The 19656-nt window shown below is 71.1% G+C and carries 15 protein-coding genes and 1 riboswitch; of the genes, 5 read left to right on the top strand and 10 right to left on the bottom strand.

Translation table 11 applies throughout. The features are described from left to right. Positions 1–43 precede the first annotated feature (43 nt). A riboswitch (cobalamin riboswitch) is annotated at positions 44–174 on the bottom strand. 2149 nt (positions 175–2323) lie between these two features. The 3 genes from gatB to gatC are packed head-to-tail and all read right to left on the bottom strand — an operon-like array spanning position 2324 to position 5636. Continuing rightward, the gene (gene gatB, locus ASE01_RS11360) at positions 2324–3817 is read right to left on the bottom strand and encodes an Asp-tRNA(Asn)/Glu-tRNA(Gln) amidotransferase subunit GatB (RefSeq protein WP_056751173.1); all 1494 of its coding nucleotides are present in this window, start codon (positions 3815–3817) and stop codon (positions 2324–2326) included. After that, a complete protein-coding gene (gene gatA / locus ASE01_RS11355) occupies positions 3814–5340 on the bottom strand; it encodes an Asp-tRNA(Asn)/Glu-tRNA(Gln) amidotransferase subunit GatA (RefSeq protein ID WP_056751170.1) in 1527 nt (508 codons plus the stop codon). Before gatA ends, gatB begins: the two co-directional genes overlap by 4 nt. After that, complete coding sequence (gene gatC, locus ASE01_RS11350) at positions 5337–5636, bottom strand: Asp-tRNA(Asn)/Glu-tRNA(Gln) amidotransferase subunit GatC (RefSeq protein WP_056751167.1); 300 nt, start codon at positions 5634–5636, stop codon at positions 5337–5339. The genes gatA and gatC overlap by 4 nt, the downstream gene beginning before the upstream one ends. 43 nt (positions 5637–5679) lie before the next feature. Between gatC and ASE01_RS11345 the strand changes: the two genes are divergently transcribed. Continuing rightward, a complete protein-coding gene (locus tag ASE01_RS11345; protein WP_157537276.1) occupies positions 5680–6117 on the top strand; it encodes a hypothetical protein in 438 nt (145 codons plus the stop codon). Here the strand turns inward: ASE01_RS11345 and ASE01_RS11340 are convergent. Genes ASE01_RS11340 through ligA form a run of 3 tightly spaced genes read right to left on the bottom strand, consistent with a single transcriptional unit; the run spans position 6101 to position 11422 of the window. After that, positions 6101–8269, bottom strand: coding sequence for a serine/threonine-protein kinase (locus ASE01_RS11340; RefSeq protein ID WP_157537274.1), 2169 nt, complete (start codon positions 8267–8269; stop codon positions 6101–6103). The genes ASE01_RS11345 and ASE01_RS11340 overlap by 17 nt on opposite strands. A 28-nt stretch (positions 8270–8297) precedes the next feature. Continuing rightward, the gene (locus ASE01_RS11335) at positions 8298–9332 is read right to left on the bottom strand and encodes an alpha/beta fold hydrolase (RefSeq protein ID WP_082605991.1); all 1035 of its coding nucleotides are present in this window, start codon (positions 9330–9332) and stop codon (positions 8298–8300) included. After that, entirely contained in the window at positions 9329–11422 is a 2094-nt protein-coding gene (gene ligA, locus ASE01_RS11330) for an NAD-dependent DNA ligase LigA (RefSeq protein WP_056751159.1), read from the bottom strand. Before ligA ends, ASE01_RS11335 begins: the two co-directional genes overlap by 4 nt. 179 nt (positions 11423–11601) lie before the next feature. Between ligA and ASE01_RS11325 the strand changes: the two genes are divergently transcribed. Beyond that, complete coding sequence (locus tag ASE01_RS11325) at positions 11602–12207, top strand: TetR/AcrR family transcriptional regulator (RefSeq protein ID WP_056751156.1); 606 nt, start codon at positions 11602–11604, stop codon at positions 12205–12207. 32 nt (positions 12208–12239) lie between these two features. Beyond that, a complete protein-coding gene (locus tag ASE01_RS11320) occupies positions 12240–13889 on the top strand; it encodes an MFS transporter (protein ID WP_056751153.1) in 1650 nt (549 codons plus the stop codon). A gap of 16 nt (positions 13890–13905) precedes the next feature. Here ASE01_RS11320 and ASE01_RS11315 read toward each other — a convergent pair whose 3' ends face one another. The 3 genes from ASE01_RS11315 to ASE01_RS11305 are packed head-to-tail and all read right to left on the bottom strand — an operon-like array spanning position 13906 to position 17244. Beyond that, positions 13906–14913, bottom strand: a complete 1008-nt coding sequence (locus ASE01_RS11315; RefSeq protein ID WP_056751150.1) for a methionine synthase — start codon at positions 14911–14913, stop codon at positions 13906–13908. 24 nt (positions 14914–14937) lie between these two features. Beyond that, positions 14938–16053: a tRNA 2-thiouridine(34) synthase MnmA gene (gene mnmA / locus ASE01_RS11310; protein ID WP_200958818.1), complete on the bottom strand. Its 1116-nt coding sequence runs from the start codon at positions 16051–16053 to the stop codon at positions 14938–14940. A gap of 9 nt (positions 16054–16062) precedes the next feature. Beyond that, a complete protein-coding gene (locus tag ASE01_RS11305) occupies positions 16063–17244 on the bottom strand; it encodes a cysteine desulfurase family protein (protein ID WP_056751147.1) in 1182 nt (393 codons plus the stop codon). Positions 17245–17339: 95 nt separating this feature from the next. On the opposite strand from ASE01_RS11305, the gene ppk2 reads away from it, so the two are divergent. Further along, positions 17340–18245, top strand: a complete 906-nt coding sequence (gene ppk2 / locus ASE01_RS11300; protein ID WP_056751146.1) for a polyphosphate kinase 2 — start codon at positions 17340–17342, stop codon at positions 18243–18245. A 58-nt stretch (positions 18246–18303) separates the two neighbouring features. Next, positions 18304–18654, top strand: coding sequence for a hypothetical protein (locus ASE01_RS11295; RefSeq protein ID WP_056751143.1), 351 nt, complete (start codon positions 18304–18306; stop codon positions 18652–18654). Positions 18655–18678: 24 nt separating this feature from the next. On the opposite strand, the gene ASE01_RS11290 is transcribed toward ASE01_RS11295, so the two are convergent. Beyond that, complete coding sequence (locus ASE01_RS11290) at positions 18679–19656, bottom strand: endonuclease/exonuclease/phosphatase family protein (protein ID WP_056751138.1); 978 nt, start codon at positions 19654–19656, stop codon at positions 18679–18681.

Raw genomic sequence — 19656 nt, 5'->3', positions numbered from 1 at the left:
AGGACCGGCGAGGCCGACGACCCGCTGCGTTCCGCGACAGCGTGTGTGTCAAGACGTCTGCGACAGGTGCTCCGGCTCGCCACCCCGAGGTGGCCTACGGTTGCGGGTCAGCGCCGGATTCAGACCGGCTTCCCCCACCGCGAACGTGAAGTTGTTGTAACCCGGGCAGCGTACCTTCGACCCGCCCTCCGTCACTGATCGGCGAGACGGTCCCTGCGCGACCTGTCACCTCCGTTGGTCGAGGACGCCGCCCGCGTCGCCGTTGGTCGAGGAGGCCGCCCGCGTCGCCGTTGGTCGAGGAGGCCGCCCGCGGCCGTCTCGAGACCACCCGCAACGGTGCACCCGCCTGCCCACGTCTGGGGTTCCGGCACCGACTCACCAGGTCTCGAGACGGTCGCTGCGCGACCTCCTCGACCAACGAGGACGCCACCGACAGCAACGACCGGGTACGACGGACGGCCACCGTTGGTCGAGGAGGCCGCCCGCGGCCGTCTCGAGACCCCTGGCCACGGTGCACCCGGGTGTCCACGGGCCAGTTCCGGCACCGGGTTGCCAGGTCTCGAGACGGTCGCTGCGCGACCTCCTCGACCAACGGGGAGCCGCTCCGATGCACCCACCTGCCCACGCCTGGGTTCCGGCACCGACTCACCAGGTCTCGAGACGGTCGCTGCGCGACCTCCTCGACCACCGGGCTTCCCGCCTGCCGGTGGTTGTGTCGGTCGGTCGTGATCCAATATGGGTATGGATCTCGGGACCGCATCCACCGCACTGATCGGCCGTTACGACGGCCGCTCGGTCGGTGAGCTGTTGACCGAGCTCAGCGCCAATGTGAAGGGCCGACACCAGCTCGAGATCCGCGAATGGATCGCCATCGTCGCGTGGGCGGACCAGNTCGGTCGGTGAGCTGTTGACCGAGCTCAGCGCCAATGTGAAGGGCCGACACCAGCTCGAGATCCGCGAATGGATCGCCATCGTCGCGTGGGCGGACCAGAACGTCGTGGAAACCGTCGCTGGCGCCGCCACTGTCCTCGCCGGGGTGGTCGACACCGGGGTTCCGATCGCCGGACCCGGTGCCCCACTGGTGTCGGAGTTCGAGCTGATGGAGCTCATCGCCGTCCTCGGCCGCACCCCCGACGGGGGTCGGATGCACGTCGGACGGATCATCGAATGTGCCTGGCGCCTCCCGTCGGTCTTCGCCTCCGTCATCGCGGGCCGGATACCGCCCTACAAGGCCCACCGCATCGCCGACCAGACCAGGTCACTGACACCAGANCTGGCGCCTCCCGTCGGTCTTCGCCTCCGTCATCGCGGGCCGGATACCGCCCTACAAGGCCCACCGCATCGCCGACCAGACCAGGTCACTGACACCAGACGCGGCAGCGTTCGTCGACCGCCAACTAGCAGCCGTCGGTGACGTGAGCTGGGCGCAGCTCGACCGACTCATCACCGAAGCGATCATCCGGTTCGACCCCGAACGTGCCGAGGCCGAGCGCCAGAAAGCACAAGAGCACCGGTTCTGCGACGTCTCCGAGGTCGACGAGCACGGCAACGCCGTCATCACCGCCGTCGTCGACATCGCGGACGGCCACGACTTCAACACCGCCATCGCCCGCGAAGCAGAAGTACGCGGCCGGCTCGGCGACGACAGCTCCCTCGACGCCCGCCGAGCACAAGCAGTCGGTGCAATCGCCCGACGCGACCTCGCCCTGGACCTCCTCACCACCGACGAGACCACCGGTGAGATCACCGTCCGCTCCGCCGGTCGCAAGGTCCTCATGGACCTCCACATCACCGACACCACCCTGCGAGGTGAGAACCCCGTGGGCAGGTGGGGCGACAAACCCGTCACCACCGCACAGATCAAGCAATGGCTCCGCTCCCGCGAAACCACCAGCATCATCATCAGGCCCGTCATCAACCTCGCCGACTGCATCCCCGTCGACTCCTACGAGATCCCCGACCGACACAAACACAGGGTCCGGTCACGACGCCACACCTGCAGCTTCCCCAACTGCACCACCCCCGCCGTGAAGTGCGACATCGACCACGAGATCCCACATCGCAAGGGCGGACCCACCTGTCCGTGCAACCTCCACCCCCTCTGCAGACGACATCACCGCGCCAAGACCTTCAGCGAATGGCGCTACCTGAGCCTCACACCCGGGCACTTCCTCTGGACCAGCCCCCACGGCCGGCTCTTCCTCGTCGGCCCCGGCGGCACCAGAGCCCTCGACCCACCCCGAGCAATCGAGCCCTGACAACCGCCGAACCCCGCCGAAGGAGACCCTTCTGCGGGGTACAGGCACGAGCGTGGACGGCTGGGTCAGCCCAGCTTCTCCAGGATCAGCTCACGCACGCGGCCGGCGTCGGCCTGTCCGCGCATCTCCTTCATGACCGAGCCGATCAGGGCGCCTGCCGCAGCGACCTTGCCGTCGCGGATCTTGTCCGCGACGTCCGGGTTGTCGGCGATCGCCTTGTCGACGGCTGCGGAGAGGGCGCCCTCGTCGGACACGATCTCCAGGCCGCGCGCGGCGATGATCTCCTCGGGCGAGCCCTCCCCCGCGAGCAGGCCGTCGAAGACCTGGCGGGCCAGCTTGTCGTTGATCTTGCCGCTCTCGACCAGCGCCTGGACCCCGGCGACCTGCGCCGGGCTCACACCCAGCTCGGCCAGCTCGACACCCGTGTCGTTCGCGCGGCGTGCCAGTTCGGTGAGCCACCACTTGCGGGCTGCCTGCGGTGCGGTGCCCTGGGCAACGGTCTGCTCGACCAGCTCGAGCGCGCCGGCGCCGACGGTGTCGCGCATCTCGAGGTCCGAGAAGCCCCAGTCCTCCTGGAGACGGACCCGCTTGGTCGCAGGGTTCTCCGGCAGGGTGGCACGCAGCTGCTCGACCCACTCGCGGCTGGGCGCCACCGGCACCAGGTCGGGCTCGGGGAAGTAGCGGTAGTCCTCGGCGTCAGACTTCTCGCGGCCCGAGGACGTGCTGCCGTCGTTCTCGTGGAAGTGACGGGTCTCCTGGAGCACCGACTGACCGGCGTCGAGGAGGCCGGCGTGACGCGACATCTCGAAGCGGACGGCCCGCTCGACCGAGCGCAGGGAGTTGACGTTCTTGGTCTCCGAGCGGGTGCCCAGGCCACCGGCGCCCTTGGGCGCCAGCGACAGGTTCACGTCGGCTCGGATCGAGCCCTGGTCCATCCGGGCGTCGGAGACACCGAGGGCGACGATCAGGTCGCGGATCGCGGAGACGTAGGCCTTGGCGACCAGCGGCGCCTTCTCCCCCGTGCCCATGATCGGCTTGGTGACGATCTCGATCAGGGGGATGCCGGCGCGGTTGTAGTCGACCAGGGAGTAGTCGGCACCGTGGATCCGGCCGTCGGAGCCACCGACGTGGCTCGACTTGCCGGTGTCCTCCTCCATGTGGGCGCGCTCGATCTCGATCCGGAAGGTCTCGCCCTCGACGTCGACGTCGAGGTAGCCCTCGAAGGCGATCGGCTCGTCGTACTGCGAGGTCTGGAAGTTCTTCGGCATGTCCGGGTAGAAGTAGTTCTTCCGGGCGAAGCGGCACCACTCGGCGATCTCGCAGTTGAGCGCGAGACCGATCCGGATGGCCGACTCCACGGCCTTGCCGTTGACGACCGGCATCGCGCCGGGCAGGCCCAGGCAGGTCGGGCAGACCTGTGTGTTGGGCTCGCCGCCGAAGACGGCAGGGCAACCGCAGAACATCTTGGTGTTGGTGTTGAGCTCGACGTGGATCTCGAGCCCCAGGGCGGGGTCGTACGACGCGATGACGTCGTCGAACGGAACGAGCACCTCACTCATCGCGCCACCTCCAGGGTCGGAGCCTTCGCAAGGATGGGACCACCCCAGCGGGAGGTCAGCGCGGCCTCGACGGCGGCACCGACCCGGTACAGACGGTCGTCGGCCAGCGCCGGGGCCAGCACCTGGAAGCCGACCGGCAGGCCGTCCTCCTCGGCGAGACCGGCGGGGACCGAGATGCCGGGGACGCCGGCGAGGTTGGCCGGGATCGTGGCGAGGTCCTGGAGGTACATCGCCAGCGGGTCGTCGAGCTTCTCGCCCAGCGGGAAGGCGGTGGTCGGCGAGGTCGGCGACACGAGGACGTCGACCTGCTCGAAGGCGGCGGCGAAGTCGTTCGAGATCAGCGTGCGGACCTTCTGGGCCTGGCCGTAGTAGGCGTCGTAGTAGCCACTGGACAGGGCGTAAGTGCCGATCATAATGCGGCGCTTCACCTCGTCACCGAAGCCGGCGTCGCGGGTGGCGCGCATGACGGCCTCGGCGGACGGGTCGCCCTCCGGGACGACGCGCAGGCCGTACCGCATGGCGTCGAACTTCGCGAGGTTGGAGGAGCACTCGGCCGGCAGGATCAGGTAGTAGGCCGCCATCGCGTGCACGAACGTCGGGCACGAGATCTCGGAGACCTCGGCACCCAGCTCTGTGAGCAGCTCGACGGTCTCGGCGAAGCGGGACATGACGCCCGGCTGCCAGCCGTCGCCGGCGAGCTCCTTGATGACGCCGACCTTGAGCCCCGTGAGGTCACCGGTCGCGCCGCGGCGGGTCGCCTCGACGAGTCCGCCGACGGGCTCGCGCACCGAGGTCGAGTCGAGCGGGTCGTGCCCGCCGATGAGCTCGTGCAGCAGCGCGGAGTCCAGCACGGTCCGGGTGACCGGACCGACCTGGTCGAGGCTGTTGGCCAGGGCGACCAGGCCGTAGCGCGACACGCCGCCGTAGGTCGGCTTCACGCCGACGGTGCCGGTCACCGCACCCGGCTGGCGGATCGAGCCACCGGTGTCGGTGCCGAGCGCGAGCGGCGCCTCGAAGGCGGCCACGGCGGCAGCGGAGCCACCGCCGGACCCACCGGGGATCCGGGTCTGGTCCCACGGGTTGCGGGTCGGGCCATACGCGGAGTGCTCGGTCGAGGAGCCCATGGCGAACTCGTCCATGTTGGTCTTGCCGAGGATCGGCAGACCGGCTTCCTTGATCTTGCGGACCACGGTGGCGTCGTACGGCGGCACCCAGCCCTCGAGAATCTTCGACCCACACGTCGTGGGGAGCCCCTGCGTGGCCAGGACGTCCTTGACGGCGATCGGGATGCCGTCGAGGTAGCCGCGCGGCGTGCCCGCGGCCCGGCGCTCGTCGGAGGCGCGCGCCTGCTCGAGCGCACCCTCGGCGTCGACGTGGAGGAAGGCGTGCACCCCGGAGGTCGCGTCGCCGTCGACGGCCGCGATCCGGTCGAGGTGGACCTGGGTCAGCTCGACCGAGGTGGTCTCGCCGGCGGCCAGTGCGTCGGCCAGCTCGGCGGCGCTCTTGGTGATCAGCTCGCTCACTGCTCGTCCCCCAGGATCCTCGGCACGCGGAAGCGCTGGTCCTCGGCCTCCGGCGCACCCGACAGGGCCTGCTCGGCGCTCAGGCCCGGCACCACGACGTCCTCGCGGAAGACGTTGGTCATCGGGATCGGGTGGGAGGTCGGCGCGACGTCGTCGCCCGCCACTCCGCTGATGGACGCGACCGCCTCGAGGATCACGTTGAGCTGGGGCGCAAGGTGGTCCAGCTCGGCGGCATCGAGGTCGATCCGGGCGAGATCGGCCAGGTGGGCCACCTCGTCGCGGGACAGTTGAGACATGCCGGTGATTCTAGGCGCCGGGCACGTCCCTAGAATCCGGTGGGTGCACGTGCCCCCGCCCTCACCCCACCGCCTTCCGCAGCGGATGGTCGTGGCCGGAGCCACCGGCCCCGTGCTCACCGGCTTCCTCGAGCGGGTCGCCACGGCGCTCGACGTACCCCTCGTGCCGGTGACCGAGCTCGCCGGACCAGCCGAGGTCGAGGCCCTGGCGGCCTTCGACGGATGGGTGACCACGGCCGCTCCGGAGGGTGCGCTGGCCGAGCTGGTCGAGCGGGCCGACCTGGTCGTGGTCCTGCTCAACGAGGAACCCGGCTCGTTCCGGGGCCGCGTGCGTCGTACCGTCCGACGGATGCGCGCCGACGCGCCGGCCGAGCTCGACCTCGCGTGGTTCGACGCGCTGGCGCTCACCCGCCCGGAGCTGGCCACGGTCCGCCTGGTCGGCAACCCCGCGATCGAGGCCTGGGTCAGCGACTGCTGCTGACCAGGATCGAGCCGTCCTCGTCGACGTGGGCCTCGATCGTGCGTCGCCCCGTCTCGACCAGGCCCGCGCCGTCAGAGCCCAGTCGCCGGACCACGCTGGTGGAGCGGTCCACCAGTACGAGATCGGTGGCGCCGTCGCCGTCAGTGTCGGCCGGCACCGATCGGGTCTCGCCGAGCTGGAGGTCCTCGAGCTCGACCGGGTCACCGGAGGCCACGAACTCACCGCCCTCGGACCTCAGTACGACGATCTGCAGGTGGTCGACGTCGCGGAGTGCCACGAGGTCGGCCGAGCCATCGGCGTCGACGTCGGCGAGCAGCGGGCGGGTGGCGTCCCAGTCCCAGTCGGGCCGGTCCAGCCAGAGCTGATTGCCCTCGAAGGTGTCGCCGACCGAGCGGAACACCCGGACGTCGATGCCTCCGCTCGACGGGCGGCCCATTTCGACGAAGTCCGAGCGGCCGTCGCCGTCGACGTCGGCCGCCCCGACCCGCATGTCCTCGAAGGTCCAGCCGTCGAGCCCGGCCCACGGTTCCGGCGAGGTGAAGTCCGAGCCCGTGGACAGCGCGACCTCGATCGAGATCGCGCCCGTCCCGGCGCCGGTGAGCATGGCGAGGTCGTCCACGTCGTCACCGTCGAAGTCCCCCGCCGTGACCTTGAAGTCGCGGGGCAACGACACCTGCGCCCAGTCCTGGGCTGCTGCGAATCCTGATCCGGTCGAGGCCGCCACCCTGACCCGGTCGGTCTCGACCAGGGCCAGGTCGGCGCGATCGTCGCCGGTGAAGTCGCCGCGCACGACCCTGGCGCTGCCGTGGGCGGTGTCGGACCAGAGGACCAGGTCGCCGAAGCCGTCCTCGGCCCTGCGGTCCGAGACCAGCACCAGCGTCGTGTCGTCGAGGTCGTCCAGGAGGATCGTGTCGTCGGTCCCGTCGCCGTCCACGTCGCCCGTCGCGACGGAGCGGTCGACCGAGCGGTCGACGGAGCGGGAAGCAGGCGCGGCGCCACTGGTGCCGTCGGTCGGCTCGCCGTCGGGTCCGGCCACCGCACCGTCGTCGTCGCGGGTCAGCTGCCACGCCAGGCCCGCACCTGCACCGAGGAGCGCGACGGCGAGGACCACCGCGACCACGCGCACCGGTCGGTGCCGGCGCGACGGGGCACCGAGCGGCTCGTCCGGCTGGACGGGTGTGGGCGCCGGGATCGGGAAGGTCGAGGGCGCCGGGACGTACGGCGGCGGAGCAGGCGGGTTCGAGGGCACTGGGGACACGGGCGGGTACGACGGGAAGGACGACGGCGGTGCCGCTGCGGGAGGTACGACGAACTGCCGGTCCGGCAGCCGCCCGCTGGTCCGGATCGCCCGGAGCTGTGCGGCGGCCTCCGCGGCGGAGGGGTGGCGCGCGGCCGGGTCCTTGGCCATCGCCCGGCGCAGGAACGCGTTGACCTGCTCCGAGCCGCCCGGCAGCTGCGGGACGGGACTGAACTCGTGCTGGTGGGCGAGCTGGACCAGGCCGCCGTCGTACGGCGCGCGGCCGGCCAGCAGGAACCACAGCAGGCAGCCGAGGGCGTAGACGTCACTCGCCGGGGTGGCGGGCTCGCCGCGGAACCGCTCCGGTGCGAGGTAGGCGTAGGTGCCGGCGACGACGCCGCTGCTGGTCAGGGACGACTCGTCGTCCCGGGCGATCCCGAAATCGCAGAGGTAGGCGTGGACCTGGCCCTGGCCGGGGCGGAGCAGCACGTTGTGCGGCTTCACGTCACGGTGGATCACCCCGACCGCATGGGCGTCCGCGAGGGCCGAGGCGACCTGTGCGGCCACGTCCAGCGCCACGTCCGGCGTCGGCAGACCCTCCTCGGCGACCCGGGCCGCGAGGTCGCCTCCGGGCACGAACTGGGTGGCGAGGTAGAGGCAGCCGTCCTGCTGACCGTGGCTGTAGACCTGGATGATGTGGGGGCTGTCGCTGCGCGCCAGCACGGTGGCCTCGCGGGTGAAGCGGGCCCGGAACTCGGGTTCCTCGGCGAGCTGCAGCGCGAGCACCTTCAGCGCCACCCGGCGACCGAGGCCCTCCTCGACCGCCTCGAAGACGACGCCCATCCCTCCCGCACCGAGCTGGCGCGTGATCCGGTAGGGGCCGAGGACATCGCCCACGCCGGGAATTCGTGCCACGGGCCCAGCGTAGTGTCTCGGAGCGCTCTCAGAGCCGGCGTTCGAGGAAGCCCAGGGTGCGCTCCATCGAGAGGTCGAACTGGGGGCCGAAGGCGTGGCCCTCACCCTCGTAGACCTGCAGGGTCACCTCGACGCCGGCGGCACGCATCAGGCGGGCGGTGGCCCGACTCCACCGGATCGGACACTGGTCGTCCGCGGTGCCGTGGTGGATCAGCACGGGCTCGGTGATGTCACCGAAGTAGGTCCGCGCACTGATGCCGGCCCAGAAGTCCGGCGCGGCGGCGGGTTCGCCGTAGCGGCGCAGGATCTGGCGCGCGACCCCGTCGCGGGAGGGATCGGGTCGGATCCAGCGCTCGAAGTTGTCGACCGCATCCGAGCTGACCGGTGCGAAGACGACCGCGGCGTCGACGAGGCCGGGCTGCACAGCGAGGGCGTTGTAGACGACTCCCCCGCCCATCGAGCGCCCGACCAGACCGACCCGGTCATCGTCGACCAGTCCCTTCCACGCGCGCAACGCGAGCACCGCGTTGATGACGTCCTCGGTGTAGCCCATCCGCATGTCGAGGCCGCCGCTGCGATCGGGGTCGGACCCGGCGTGGCCGCGGTAGTCGACGTGGAGGGCGACGTACCCGCGCTCGCCGAACCACGCCCGCTCGCGCGTCATGCCCTGGCCGTTCACGTAGACCGCAGGGTCGATGTAGCCGTGGGCGAGGACGACGGTGGGGAACGGGCCCTCACCGTCGGGCACGGCCAGACGACCGGAGATGGTCAGGTCGCCGCTGCGGTAGGTGACGGCGTACTGCGTGTGCCCTGCGTCGCGCAGGACCTCCTCGCCCAGGCGCAGGGCACCGCCGTTGAAGTCCTGCTCGGCCAGGGTCGGTAGCGACACCGGGTGCGGTGGCTCGGCCTCGGGAGTCGGGCTGGCAGCAGGACCCGAGGCAGACGGCAGGGCAGACGGCGGGGCAGAGGACGTGCCGGGGACGGGCGGGTCGGCGTCCGGCTCCGCATCCGAGCACGAGGCGCCGAGCAGGGCCAGGACGACGACCGGGATCCAGCGCCTCATGAGGACGGCGGTCCGTTCTCCAGCAGCTGCTTGAAGCCGTCCTCGTCCAGGATCGGGACACCCAGCTGTTCGGCCTTGTCGGCCTTGGACCCCGCGCTCTCGCCGATCACCACGAAGTCGGTCTTCTTCGACACCGAGCCCGACGCCTTGCCGCCGCGGGAGAGGATCGCCTCCTTCGCCGAGTCGCGGGAGAAGTCCTGGAGCGAGCCGGTCACCACGATCGTCAGGCCCTCGAGGGTGCGCTCCACGGACTCGTCGCGCTCGTCGGCCATCGCGACTCCGGACGCGGTCCACTTGTCGACGATCTCGGTGTGCCACGCGACGCCGAACCACTCGATGACGGCAGCGGCGATGGTCGGTCCGACCCCCTCGGCCGCGGCGAGCTCGTCCTCGCTCGCGGCCCGGATCGCGGCCATCGACCCGAACTCCGTCGCCAGCGCCCGGGCGGCGCTCGGACCGACGTGTCGGATCGAGAGCGCCACGAGCACCCGCCACAGCGGCACGCTCGCCTTGCGCTCCCCCAGGTTGGCGAGGAGCTTCTCCCCGTTGGCGCTGAGCTGCGGACCCGCTTCGTCCTTCTTGGCCGCGCGGGTGAACAGCGGCGCGGTCAGCACCCGCTCGGCCGTGAGGTCGAAGATGTCGCCCTCGTTGGCGATCGCTCCTGCGTCGAGCAGGGCGACCGCCGCTTCGTAGCCGAGCCCCTCGACGTCGAAGGCTCCCCGTCCCGCGACGTGGAAGACCCGCTCGCGCACCTGCGCCGGGCAGTGCTCGTGGTTGGGGCAACGACGGTCCTTGTCGCCCTCCTTCTGCTCCACCAGCGTCGTCGCGCACGAGGGACACTCGGTGGGCATCTCCCACTCGGGCAGTCCCTCGGGCCGCAGCGCGAGCACCGGACCGACGATCTCCGGGATCACGTCGCCCGCCTTGCGGAGGATGACGGTGTCGCCGGGACGGACGTCCTTGCGCCTGACCTCGTAGCCGTTGTGGAGCGTGGCCATCTCCACGGTCGAGCCGGCGACCTTGACCGGCTTCATCACGCCGTACGGCGTCACGCGGCCGGTCCGGCCGGTGTTGACCTCGATCGCGAGGAGCTCGGTGTTGACCTCCTCGGGCGGGTACTTGAACGCGATCGCCCACCGCGGCGCGCGGCTGGTGGAGCCGAGCCGGCGCTGCAGCGCGACGTCGTCGACCTTCACCACGACACCGTCGATCTCGTAGGGCACGATCGTGTGCCGGTGCTCGCCGGCGTTGGTGATGTAGCCCTCGACGTCCTCCAGCGAACCCACGACCCGCACCTGCTCGGAGACCGGCAGGCCCCAGGCCGCCAGTGCTTCGTAGGCCTGCGACTGGGCACGCGGCTCGAAGCCCGTGCGGGCACCGATGCCGTGGCAGACCATCCCGAGGGCGCGGGTGGCGGTGACGCGCGGGTCCTTCTGGCGCAGCGATCCGGCGGCGGCGTTGCGGGGGTTGGCGAACGCGGGCTTGCCCGCCTCGGTCATCGTGACGTTGAGCGCCTCGAACGCCTCCGCCGGGAGGAACACCTCGCCACGGACCTCGACCTGCTCGGGCACGGGGAACTCGTCGGTGCCGCTCAACCGGTGGGGCACGGCCTGGATGGTCTTGACGTTGGGCGTGACGTCCTCGCCGGTGCGCCCGTCGCCGCGCGTCAACGCCCGCACCAGGCGGCCGTTCTCGTAGAGGAGGTTGATCGCGAGGCCGTCGACCTTGAGCTCGCACAGCAGGGCCGGGTCCTCGATGCCGTCGCGTCCGAGACGGGTGTGCCACGCCGCCAGCTCCTCGAACGAGAAGGCGTTGTCGAGGCTCTCCATCCGCTGCAGGTGGTCGACCGCGGTGAAGTCGGTGGCCACCGCGCCACCGACCTTCTGCGTCGGCGAGTCCGGAGTGCGCAGCTCGGCGAACTCCTCCTCGAGCTCCTCCAGGCGCTGCATCCGCTGATCGAAGTCGGCGTCGGACAGCGTGGGCTGGTCGAGCACGTAGTAGCGCCAGCGCGCCTCCTCCACCTCGTCGCTGAGGGTGGCGTGCTCCTCGCGGGCCTCGGGGGGTACGACGGGGAGGTCGGCGGCACTCATGGGGACATCTTGCCGCGCCGTACCGACAGGTGGATGTCGGTGGTCTCCGACAGGCTTCGCCCGACGCTCCTCGCCACGGGAATGGAACGACGGGGACCCGAGTTGACAGAACGAAACCGTTCCGTACCATATAGTGAAACGGAACAGTTTCGTTCCATCCATCCCGACCTGGAGGCCCCGTGTCCCCGCGCAAGCCGAGCTCCCCCGAGGCGCCCACCCGACCCCGCGTCGAGGGCGACCGCGAGCAGGAGATCCTCGACGCGACCCTCGCGGTCCTCGTCGAGGTCGGCTACGACCGACTCACCATGGACGCCGTCGCCAACCAGGCGAAGGCGTCGAAGGCAACGCTCTACCGCAAGTGGGACGGCAAGGCCGCCCTCGTCATCGATGCACTGATGTCGGAGAAGCAGCCCGTCGTCACGCCCGAGGACACCGGCAGCCTGCGCAGCGACCTCCTCGCCATGTTCTGCGGCGACGGTGGGCTCACCGACCGTCGCCAGACCGCGATCCTCGGCAGCGTCATCACCGCGATCGGACGGGACCCGGAGTTCGCGGCAGCCTTCCGCGAGCGGTTCATCGGTCCCAAGGTCGCCGTGGGCCGCGAGATCTACGAGCGGGCCCGCCAGCGCGGCGAGCTCCGCGACGACATCGACCTGGACATCCTCACCGCCGCACTTCCCGGCATCGTCCTGCACCGGGGCTTCCTGCTCGGTGACCCACCGACTCCTGACCTGATCGCCCGCGTCGTCGACCAGGTCATCCTCCCTGCCGCCACCCGCGGCTGATCACTCTCCGTCACCACCCTCGAAGGAAAATCATGACCGACGTCGAATCACTCGACCCTGCGGAGACCACCCCCTCCGCAGACGTCGCCACCCCGACCAAGCACGCCGGGCTGGCCCTGGTCCTCATCCTCACGGCGCAGCTGATGGTCGTGCTCGACTCCACCATCGCCAACATCGCGCTGCCCTACATCGGCGGCGACCTCGACATCTCCCAGGCCAACCTGACCTGGATCGTGACGGGCTACGCGCTCGCGTTCGGTGGCCTCCTGCTGCTGGGCGGCCGGCTCGGCGACCTCTACGGCCGCCGTCGCCTGTTCATGATCGGGCTCGTCGTGTTCTCCATCGCCTCGCTGCTCGGCGGCGTCGCTGCCAACGAGGCCATGCTGCTCGCCTCGCGCGCCCTCCAGGGCGTCGGTGCCGCGATGGCCGCCCCGGCGGCGCTCGCACTGATCACCACCACCTTCGCGGCCGGACCGGCCCGCAACCGGGCGATGGCGGCCTACGCCACCATGTCGGGTGTCGGCGCTGCGATCGGCCTGATCCTCGGCGGCTGGCTCACCGGCCTCGACTCCTTCATCGGCCTCGACGTCGAGGGATGGCGGATGACCTTCCTCATCAACGTCCCGATCGGCATCATCGCCGCCCTCGCCGTGCCGCGCGTGCTCACCGAGTCCGAGTCGCACCCCGGCGAGATGGACATCCCCGGCGCCATCACCGGCACCCTGGGCCTGCTCGGCATCGTCTTCGGCCTGTCCCGGGCGGGCGAGGAGGCCTACGGCTGGGACCACGCGCAGACCCTCACCGCACTGATCGCCGGTGTCGCCCTGCTGGTCGCCTTCGCCGTCATCGAGTCCCGCGTCGAGCACCCGCTGCTGCCGGTGCGCATCTTCGCCAACCGCACGCGCGCCACCAGCTTCGCGGCGATGATGATCGCGCCCGCGGCGATGTTCGCGATGTTCTACTTCCTGAGCCTCTTCATCCAGCAGATCATGGGCTTCAGCCCCCTCGAGGCCGGCTTCGCGTTCCTGCCGTTCTCCTTCGGCATCGTGCTCGGCGCGGGCCTGTCGTCCAACCTGATCGCGCGGGTCGACCCGCGCTTCCTGGCCGGCACCGGCACCCTGCTCGCGGCGACCGCACTGTTCATGTTCTCGCGGGTCCCGATCGACGAGTCGCCCTCCGCCGTGCTCACCTCGCTCAGCAGCGGCGGCGCCGACGTGAACTACTGGGCGCACATCTTCCCGTACATCATCATGATGGCGGTCGGCATGGGCCTGGTCTTCGTCCCGATGACCCTCACCGCCGTGCACCACGTGCGCTCGGAGGACTCCGGCATCGGCTCGGGCGTGCTCAACACGATGCAGCAGGTCGGTGGCGCCCTCGGTCTCGCGACCCTGAGCACCGTGGCACTGCACTTCTCCAACAACCAGGCCACTGACGTCGCCAAGCCGATGGCCGACGCCATCGTCGCCGGCGGCGGCGACCCGAGTGCCCCGATCCCGGGCAGCGACCTCAGCTTCCTCGAGGCCGCGATCTTCAACTCGAGCTTCCCGGAGGGCGCCACCCATGCCTTCCTGGCGGCATCGATCCTGATGCTGGCCGCCTCGGCCGTGATCTGGACGTTCCTCAACGTCAAGCACACCGAGCTGGCGACCGACGCGCCCGAGGGCGTCCACGTCGGCTGACGACAGGATGGCCGGCTCAGCCGGACAACGAACGGGCCACCGAGCGCACCAGCTCGGTGGCCCTTCGTGCTGTTGCGGGCGTGGCGCCCGCCAGACCACAGGCCGGGGTCACCACGAGCCGCTCCCCCACCACCTCGGGGTCGAGGCCGATCATGTCGAGCCAGCGCAGGACACGCTCCACGACCGCAGCGTCGCCGGGGAGCTCCCCGGACGTGGGCACGACGCCCAGCGCGATCGTCGTCCCTGCCTCCAGCGCCTCGGCAGCAGCGTCGTTCGCACTCGCGTCGAGCAGCCCGACGTCGAGCATCACGCCCCCGGCGCCGGCCCCGCGGATCAGCTCGATCGGGACGTCGTCCGCGCAGCAGTGGACCCACGAGGTGGCACCGGCCCCGGCTGCGGCCGCGAGCACCCAGCCCAGGGCCTCGCTCGCCTCGGGCGGGTGGATCGTGCGGTGGCGGCCGAAGCCGGACGCGGTCGGGATCTTCGCGGCCAGCACGGCCGGCAGCGCGGGCTCGTCGAGCTGGAGGACCAGCTCGCTGGCCTTCGGCAGCCGGCGTCGTACGTCGGCCAGGTGCTCACCGACGGCAACGGCGAGGGCCTGCGCGAGCTCGCGACGAGCCCCGTGGTCGGCGAGCAGCTTGTCGCCACGCGGACGCTCGACCGTGGCCGCGAGGGTCCACGGCCCGGTCACCTGGACCTTGAAGGCACCCTCGTGGGTCGAGGCCCGCTCCTCCAGGGTGTCGAGGTCCTGGGACAGGAGGCTGCGCGCGCGACGCTGGTCCAGGGTCGGCGAACCGCTCGTGCCGGTGAGCCGCCAGCCGCTCGGCTGGAGGTCGGCGTCCAGCTCGGCGACCAGACCGATCGTGCGGCCGGTCATACCGGCGATGGCACCCCGACCGGGCACCTCGGGCAGGTGGGGCAGGCCGATGTCGTCGGCGCCCAGGGTTCCCAGCACCACGGCGAGCGCCTCGTCGAACTCACGCTGGGTGTCCCCGGGGAAGGAACCGATCCCGGTCGCCCTCACGCGGTGCCACTCATGGTGCGCCCCTCATGTGGGCACCCGCTGGGCAGCAGTGATCGTGGCCGAGCCGACGACCCGGGTGCCGTCGTACACGACCGCGGCCTGGCCGGGCGCGATGCCCTCGGCACGGTCGATCAGGTCGATGCGCAGGGTGTCCTCCTCGATGTGGACCACGGCGCGGTGCTCGGCGCCGTGCGCGCGGAGCTGGACGGTCACCTCCGGCCCGTCCAGCACGGTGCCCGCGGACAATGCGTCGCCGCACCAGCGCAGGCGGTCGCCGTCGATCCGCTCCACGGCCAACCGCTCGCGCGGGCCGACGGTGACGGTGCCGCTGACCGGCTCGATGTCGAGGACGAAGCGGGGTCGCCCGTCGGGCGCGGGGTGGCCGAGCCGCAGGCCCTTGCGCTGCCCGATCGTGAAGCCGTAGGTGCCCTCGTGGTGACCGAGGACCTCACCGGTCGCCTCGTCACGGATCTCGCCACCGTGGTTGGGCGCGCGGTCGCCGAGCTTCTCGCGCAACCACCCGGTGTTGTCGCCGTCGGCGACGAAGCAGATGTCATGGCTGTCCGGCTTGTCCGCGACGAGCAGGCCACGCGCAGCAGCCTCCTCACGGACCCGGTCCTTGGTCGTGTCGCCCAGCGGGAACAGCGAGTGGCGCAGCTGCTGCTCATCCAGGACACCGAGCACGTAGGACTGGTCCTTGGCGTTGTCGACCGCACGATGCAGCTCGACCCCGCCGGCCGGCGTGGTGTGCACGGTGGCGTAGTGACCGGTGGCCACGGCGTCGAAGCCCAGCGCCAGGGCACGGTCCAGCACCGCGGCGAACTTGATCTTCTCGTTGCACCGCAGGCAGGGATTGGGCGTCTGACCGGCCGCGTAGGTGTCCATGAAGTCCTCGACCACGTCGGTGTGGAACCTCTCGGAGAGGTCCCAGACGTAGAACGGGATCCCGATCACGTCGGCTGCTCGCCGCGCATCGTTGGCGTCCTCGATCGTGCAGCAGCCACGGGCACCGGAGCGGTAGGACTTCGGGTTGCGTGAGAGCGCGAGGTGGATCCCGGTGACCTCGTGGCCGGCCTCGTGGGCGCGCGCTGCCGCGACGGCGGAGTCGACCCCGCCGGACATCGCTGCGATGACCTTCACCCGACCCCCCTAGGCCCGGACGGCGCGGGCGCGCTCGACCGCGGGGCCGATGGCAGCAGCGACCGCGTCGACGTCGGTCGCGGTGCTCGTGTGGCCGAGGCTGAAGCGCAGCGAGCTGCGGGCCTCACCGGGCTCGCGACCCATCGCGATCAGGACGTGGGAGGGCTGGGGCACGCCGGCCGAGCAGGCCGATCCCGTCGAGCACTCGACACCGTGCGCATCGAGCAGCATCAGCAGCGAGTCGCCCTCGCAGCCGGGGAAGCTGAGGTGGACGTTGCCGGGCAGGCGCAGGACGGGGTCACCGTTGAGGATCACGTCGGGCACCTCACGGCGTACGGCCTCGATCAGGTGGCTGCGGAGATCGGCGAGTCGTGACGCGTGCTCCGCCTGCTCCTTGACGGCCCACTCGACCGCTGCGGCGAACCCCGCGATCGCCGGGACGTCGAGGGTGCCGCTGCGCACGTCGCGCTCCTGGCCTCCTCCGTGGAGCAGGGCGGTCAGCTCGATCTCACGGCGTACGACGAGGGCGCCCACGCCCTGCGGACCGCCGACCTTGTGCCCGGACACCGACAGCGCGTCCACGCCGCTGGCGGCGAAGTCGACCGGGACCGAGCCGATCGCCTGGACGGCGTCGGTGTGGACGGGGATCCCGTGCTCGCCGGCGAGGGCGACGACGTCGTCGATCGGCTGGAGCGTGCCGACCTCGTTGTTGGCCCACATCACGGTGATCGCGGCGACCGAGGCAGGCTCGCGCTCGATCGCGGTGCGCAGGCCCTCGACGGACAGGCGTCCGTCGCGGTCGACCGTCTGCAGGTTGACCGCCGCACCCTCGTGCTCCTCCAGCCAGGCCAGGGGATCCAGGACGGCGTGGTGCTCGACGGCGGAGGCCAGGAAGCGCAGCCGCCTCGGGTCCTCGGCCCGTCGCGACCAGTAGAGGCCCTTGACGGCGAGGTTGTCGGCCTCGGTGCCCCCGGAGGTGAAGACGACCTCACCGGGGCGGCAGTTCAGGGCCCCCGCGATCGTCTCGCGTGACTCCTCCACGATCCGCCGGGCCCGACGACCGGACGCGTGCAGCGAGCTCGCGTTGCCGACATCGCTCAGGTGCGAGGTCATCGCCTCGATCGCCGCGGGAACCATCGGAGTGGTCGCGGCGTGGTCGAGGTAGACCGTGGGAGTCGGCTGGGCGGTCATGGCAGTTCCCAGCGTACGGCTCCCGGCGAAGCCGCACCCAACCACGGCACCTCGTGGTCACCTGCCGTTCACGGGGGTTCTCTAGCGTGCCAGCCATGATCGACGACGTCCGCGCCTACATCGACCAGCTCGGCATCGACCAGCTCGGGATCGACGGTCACCGCATCGGCGAGGACCACGACGACGACCCGGTCCTGATCGACCCCTTCGGCAAGGCCGTGGACACCTGGCGCGAGAACTACCCGTACGCCGAGCGGCTGTCCCGCGAGGAATACGACGAGCAGAAGTACCTCCTGCAGGTCGAGCTCCTCAAGTTCCAGTCCTGGGCCAAGGCGACCGGCTCCAAGCACGTCGTCGTCTTCGAGGGTCGCGACGCCGCGGGCAAGGGCGGCACGATCAAGCGCTTCATGGAGCACCTCAACCCCCGCTACGCCCGCGTGGTGGCACTGACCAAGCCCAGCGACCGCGAGCTCGGCCAGTGGTACTTCCAGCGCTACGTGCAGCACCTGCCCACGGCGGGCGAGATCTCGCTGTTCGACCGCAGCTGGTACAACCGCGCCGTCGTGGAACGGGTGATGGGCTTCTGCTCCGACGACGACTACGAGACCTTCCTGCGGCACGTGCCCTACTTCGAGGAGATGCTCGTCGAGTCCGGGATCACGCTCACGAAGTTCTGGTTCTCGGTGACGCAGTCCGAGCAGCGCACCCGCTTCATCATCCGACAGGTCGACCCCGTCCGGCAGTGGAAGCTCTCCCCCATGGACCTGGAGTCCCTCGACAAGTGGGAGGCCTACACCGCCGCCAAGGAGGCGATGATCCGTCGTACCGACACCGACGTGGTGCCGTGGACGACGGTGAAGTCCAACGACAAGAAGCGCGCGCGGATCAACGCGATGCGCCACTTCCTCTCCCAGTTCGAGTACGACGGCAAGGACCACGACGCGGTCGGCACCCCCGACCCGCTGATCGTGCAGCGCGGGATCGACGCCGTCGGCGACTGATCGGCGCGCTCGCCCTCGCCGCTGACGGGCATGGGGCTGACGGGCATAGGGTCGACGGATGGATCAGCAACCGGCGTGTCCGACGTGCGCCGAGGTCGGACTCCCCCGAGAGGTACCACCCGGTCGGATCGACGCAGTCGCGACCACGTCCGGACTCGGGTCCCTGATCGCAGCGGGCCGGCTCCGCGAGGTGCGCGGGGACGTCCCCGTCAGTGACATGCTCGACCTGGCCTCCTCCGACCTGAAGTACACGATCGTGTCGTTCCTGGAATGCCAGGACTGTCATCGAACGATCTTCTGGGGCCTGTGCATCCGGGGCGATCCGATCCTGCGGTACGCCGACCCGGCCGAGGTCGAGCGCCGGAGCTGGGAGGCCGTACCGCCGCGCGCACGATGGGCACGCAACTAGCGGGCTGTAGTTCGTCGGTCCCCGTCAGCCGGCGCGACGGGCGACGGTCACCACCAGGGCCCGGTGATCGGTCCCTGCGACCTCCAGGGTGGAGGACGCGGTCGCCGTGAGACCACGGCCGACCAGGACGTGGTCGATCGCCACGCTCGCCGGGACGGGCCAGCCCCGGAAGCCGCCCGTGGGCCACGTCGGCTGCCAGCCCGCGTTGACCAGGTCGGCGCCGTCCTCCAGGCCGGCATCGAGGATCGCGCGCATCGGGGCGTGGTCACGCGAGGCGTTGAAGTCGCCCGCGACGACATCGGGCTGCTCGGCCTCGACGGCATCGCGCACGATGCCGAGCTCCCTGCCCCAGTTCTCGCTCAGCGGATAGGCGGGGTGGACGGCCAGCACCCGCAGGCCGGCAGTGGTGAAGGCCCACGACCCCATGACGGTGTCGATCCGGTCGACGTCCGAGACGGGAACGCGGGAGAACGCCACGGTTCCCAGCGCACCGCCCTGCGCCTCCCCTGCGCGGTGCGGGAGCGTCTCGGCGAGCCCGGCGGCGTCGAGCGCCGCGAGCGCCGTCGGCGTCACCTCCTGCAGCACGAGGAGGTCGACCTCCCGGTCCCTGACCGCGTCGAGGACCTCGGCCGGTTCGGCCTGGCCGAAGCGGAGGTTGGCCGTCATCACGGTCAGTCGCGGCGCGTCCGGCGCGGCCTTCGGGGTGCCGCCCGACACGGTGGGTGCGAGCCACGCCAGGTGCAGCGCGAGCGCGAGCGCCGTCGCCAGCGCGGCCACGCCGAGAGGGCGCCGGGCGGGGCGTCGCACCGCAGGGCGGGCGAGCAGCACGCCCAGCACGACGAGGACCAGCAGGTAGGCCGGGACGGCCCACGCCGTGAAGGCCTGGACGATCGCCACCTGACGGTGGGATCCGCCGAGGAGCCTGGCCCCCGTCAGCACCAGCGCCGGCACCGCGACGACCGCGGCGAGGACGCAGGCGCCCGATCTCGCGCGCGGTCGCAC

This window comes from Nocardioides sp. Root190 (assembly GCF_001428565.1).
Lineage (GTDB): Bacteria > Actinomycetota > Actinomycetes > Propionibacteriales > Nocardioidaceae > Nocardioides.
The sequence above is the reverse complement of the archived record's forward strand: the minus strand, read 5'-3'. Positions and strand labels throughout refer to the sequence as shown.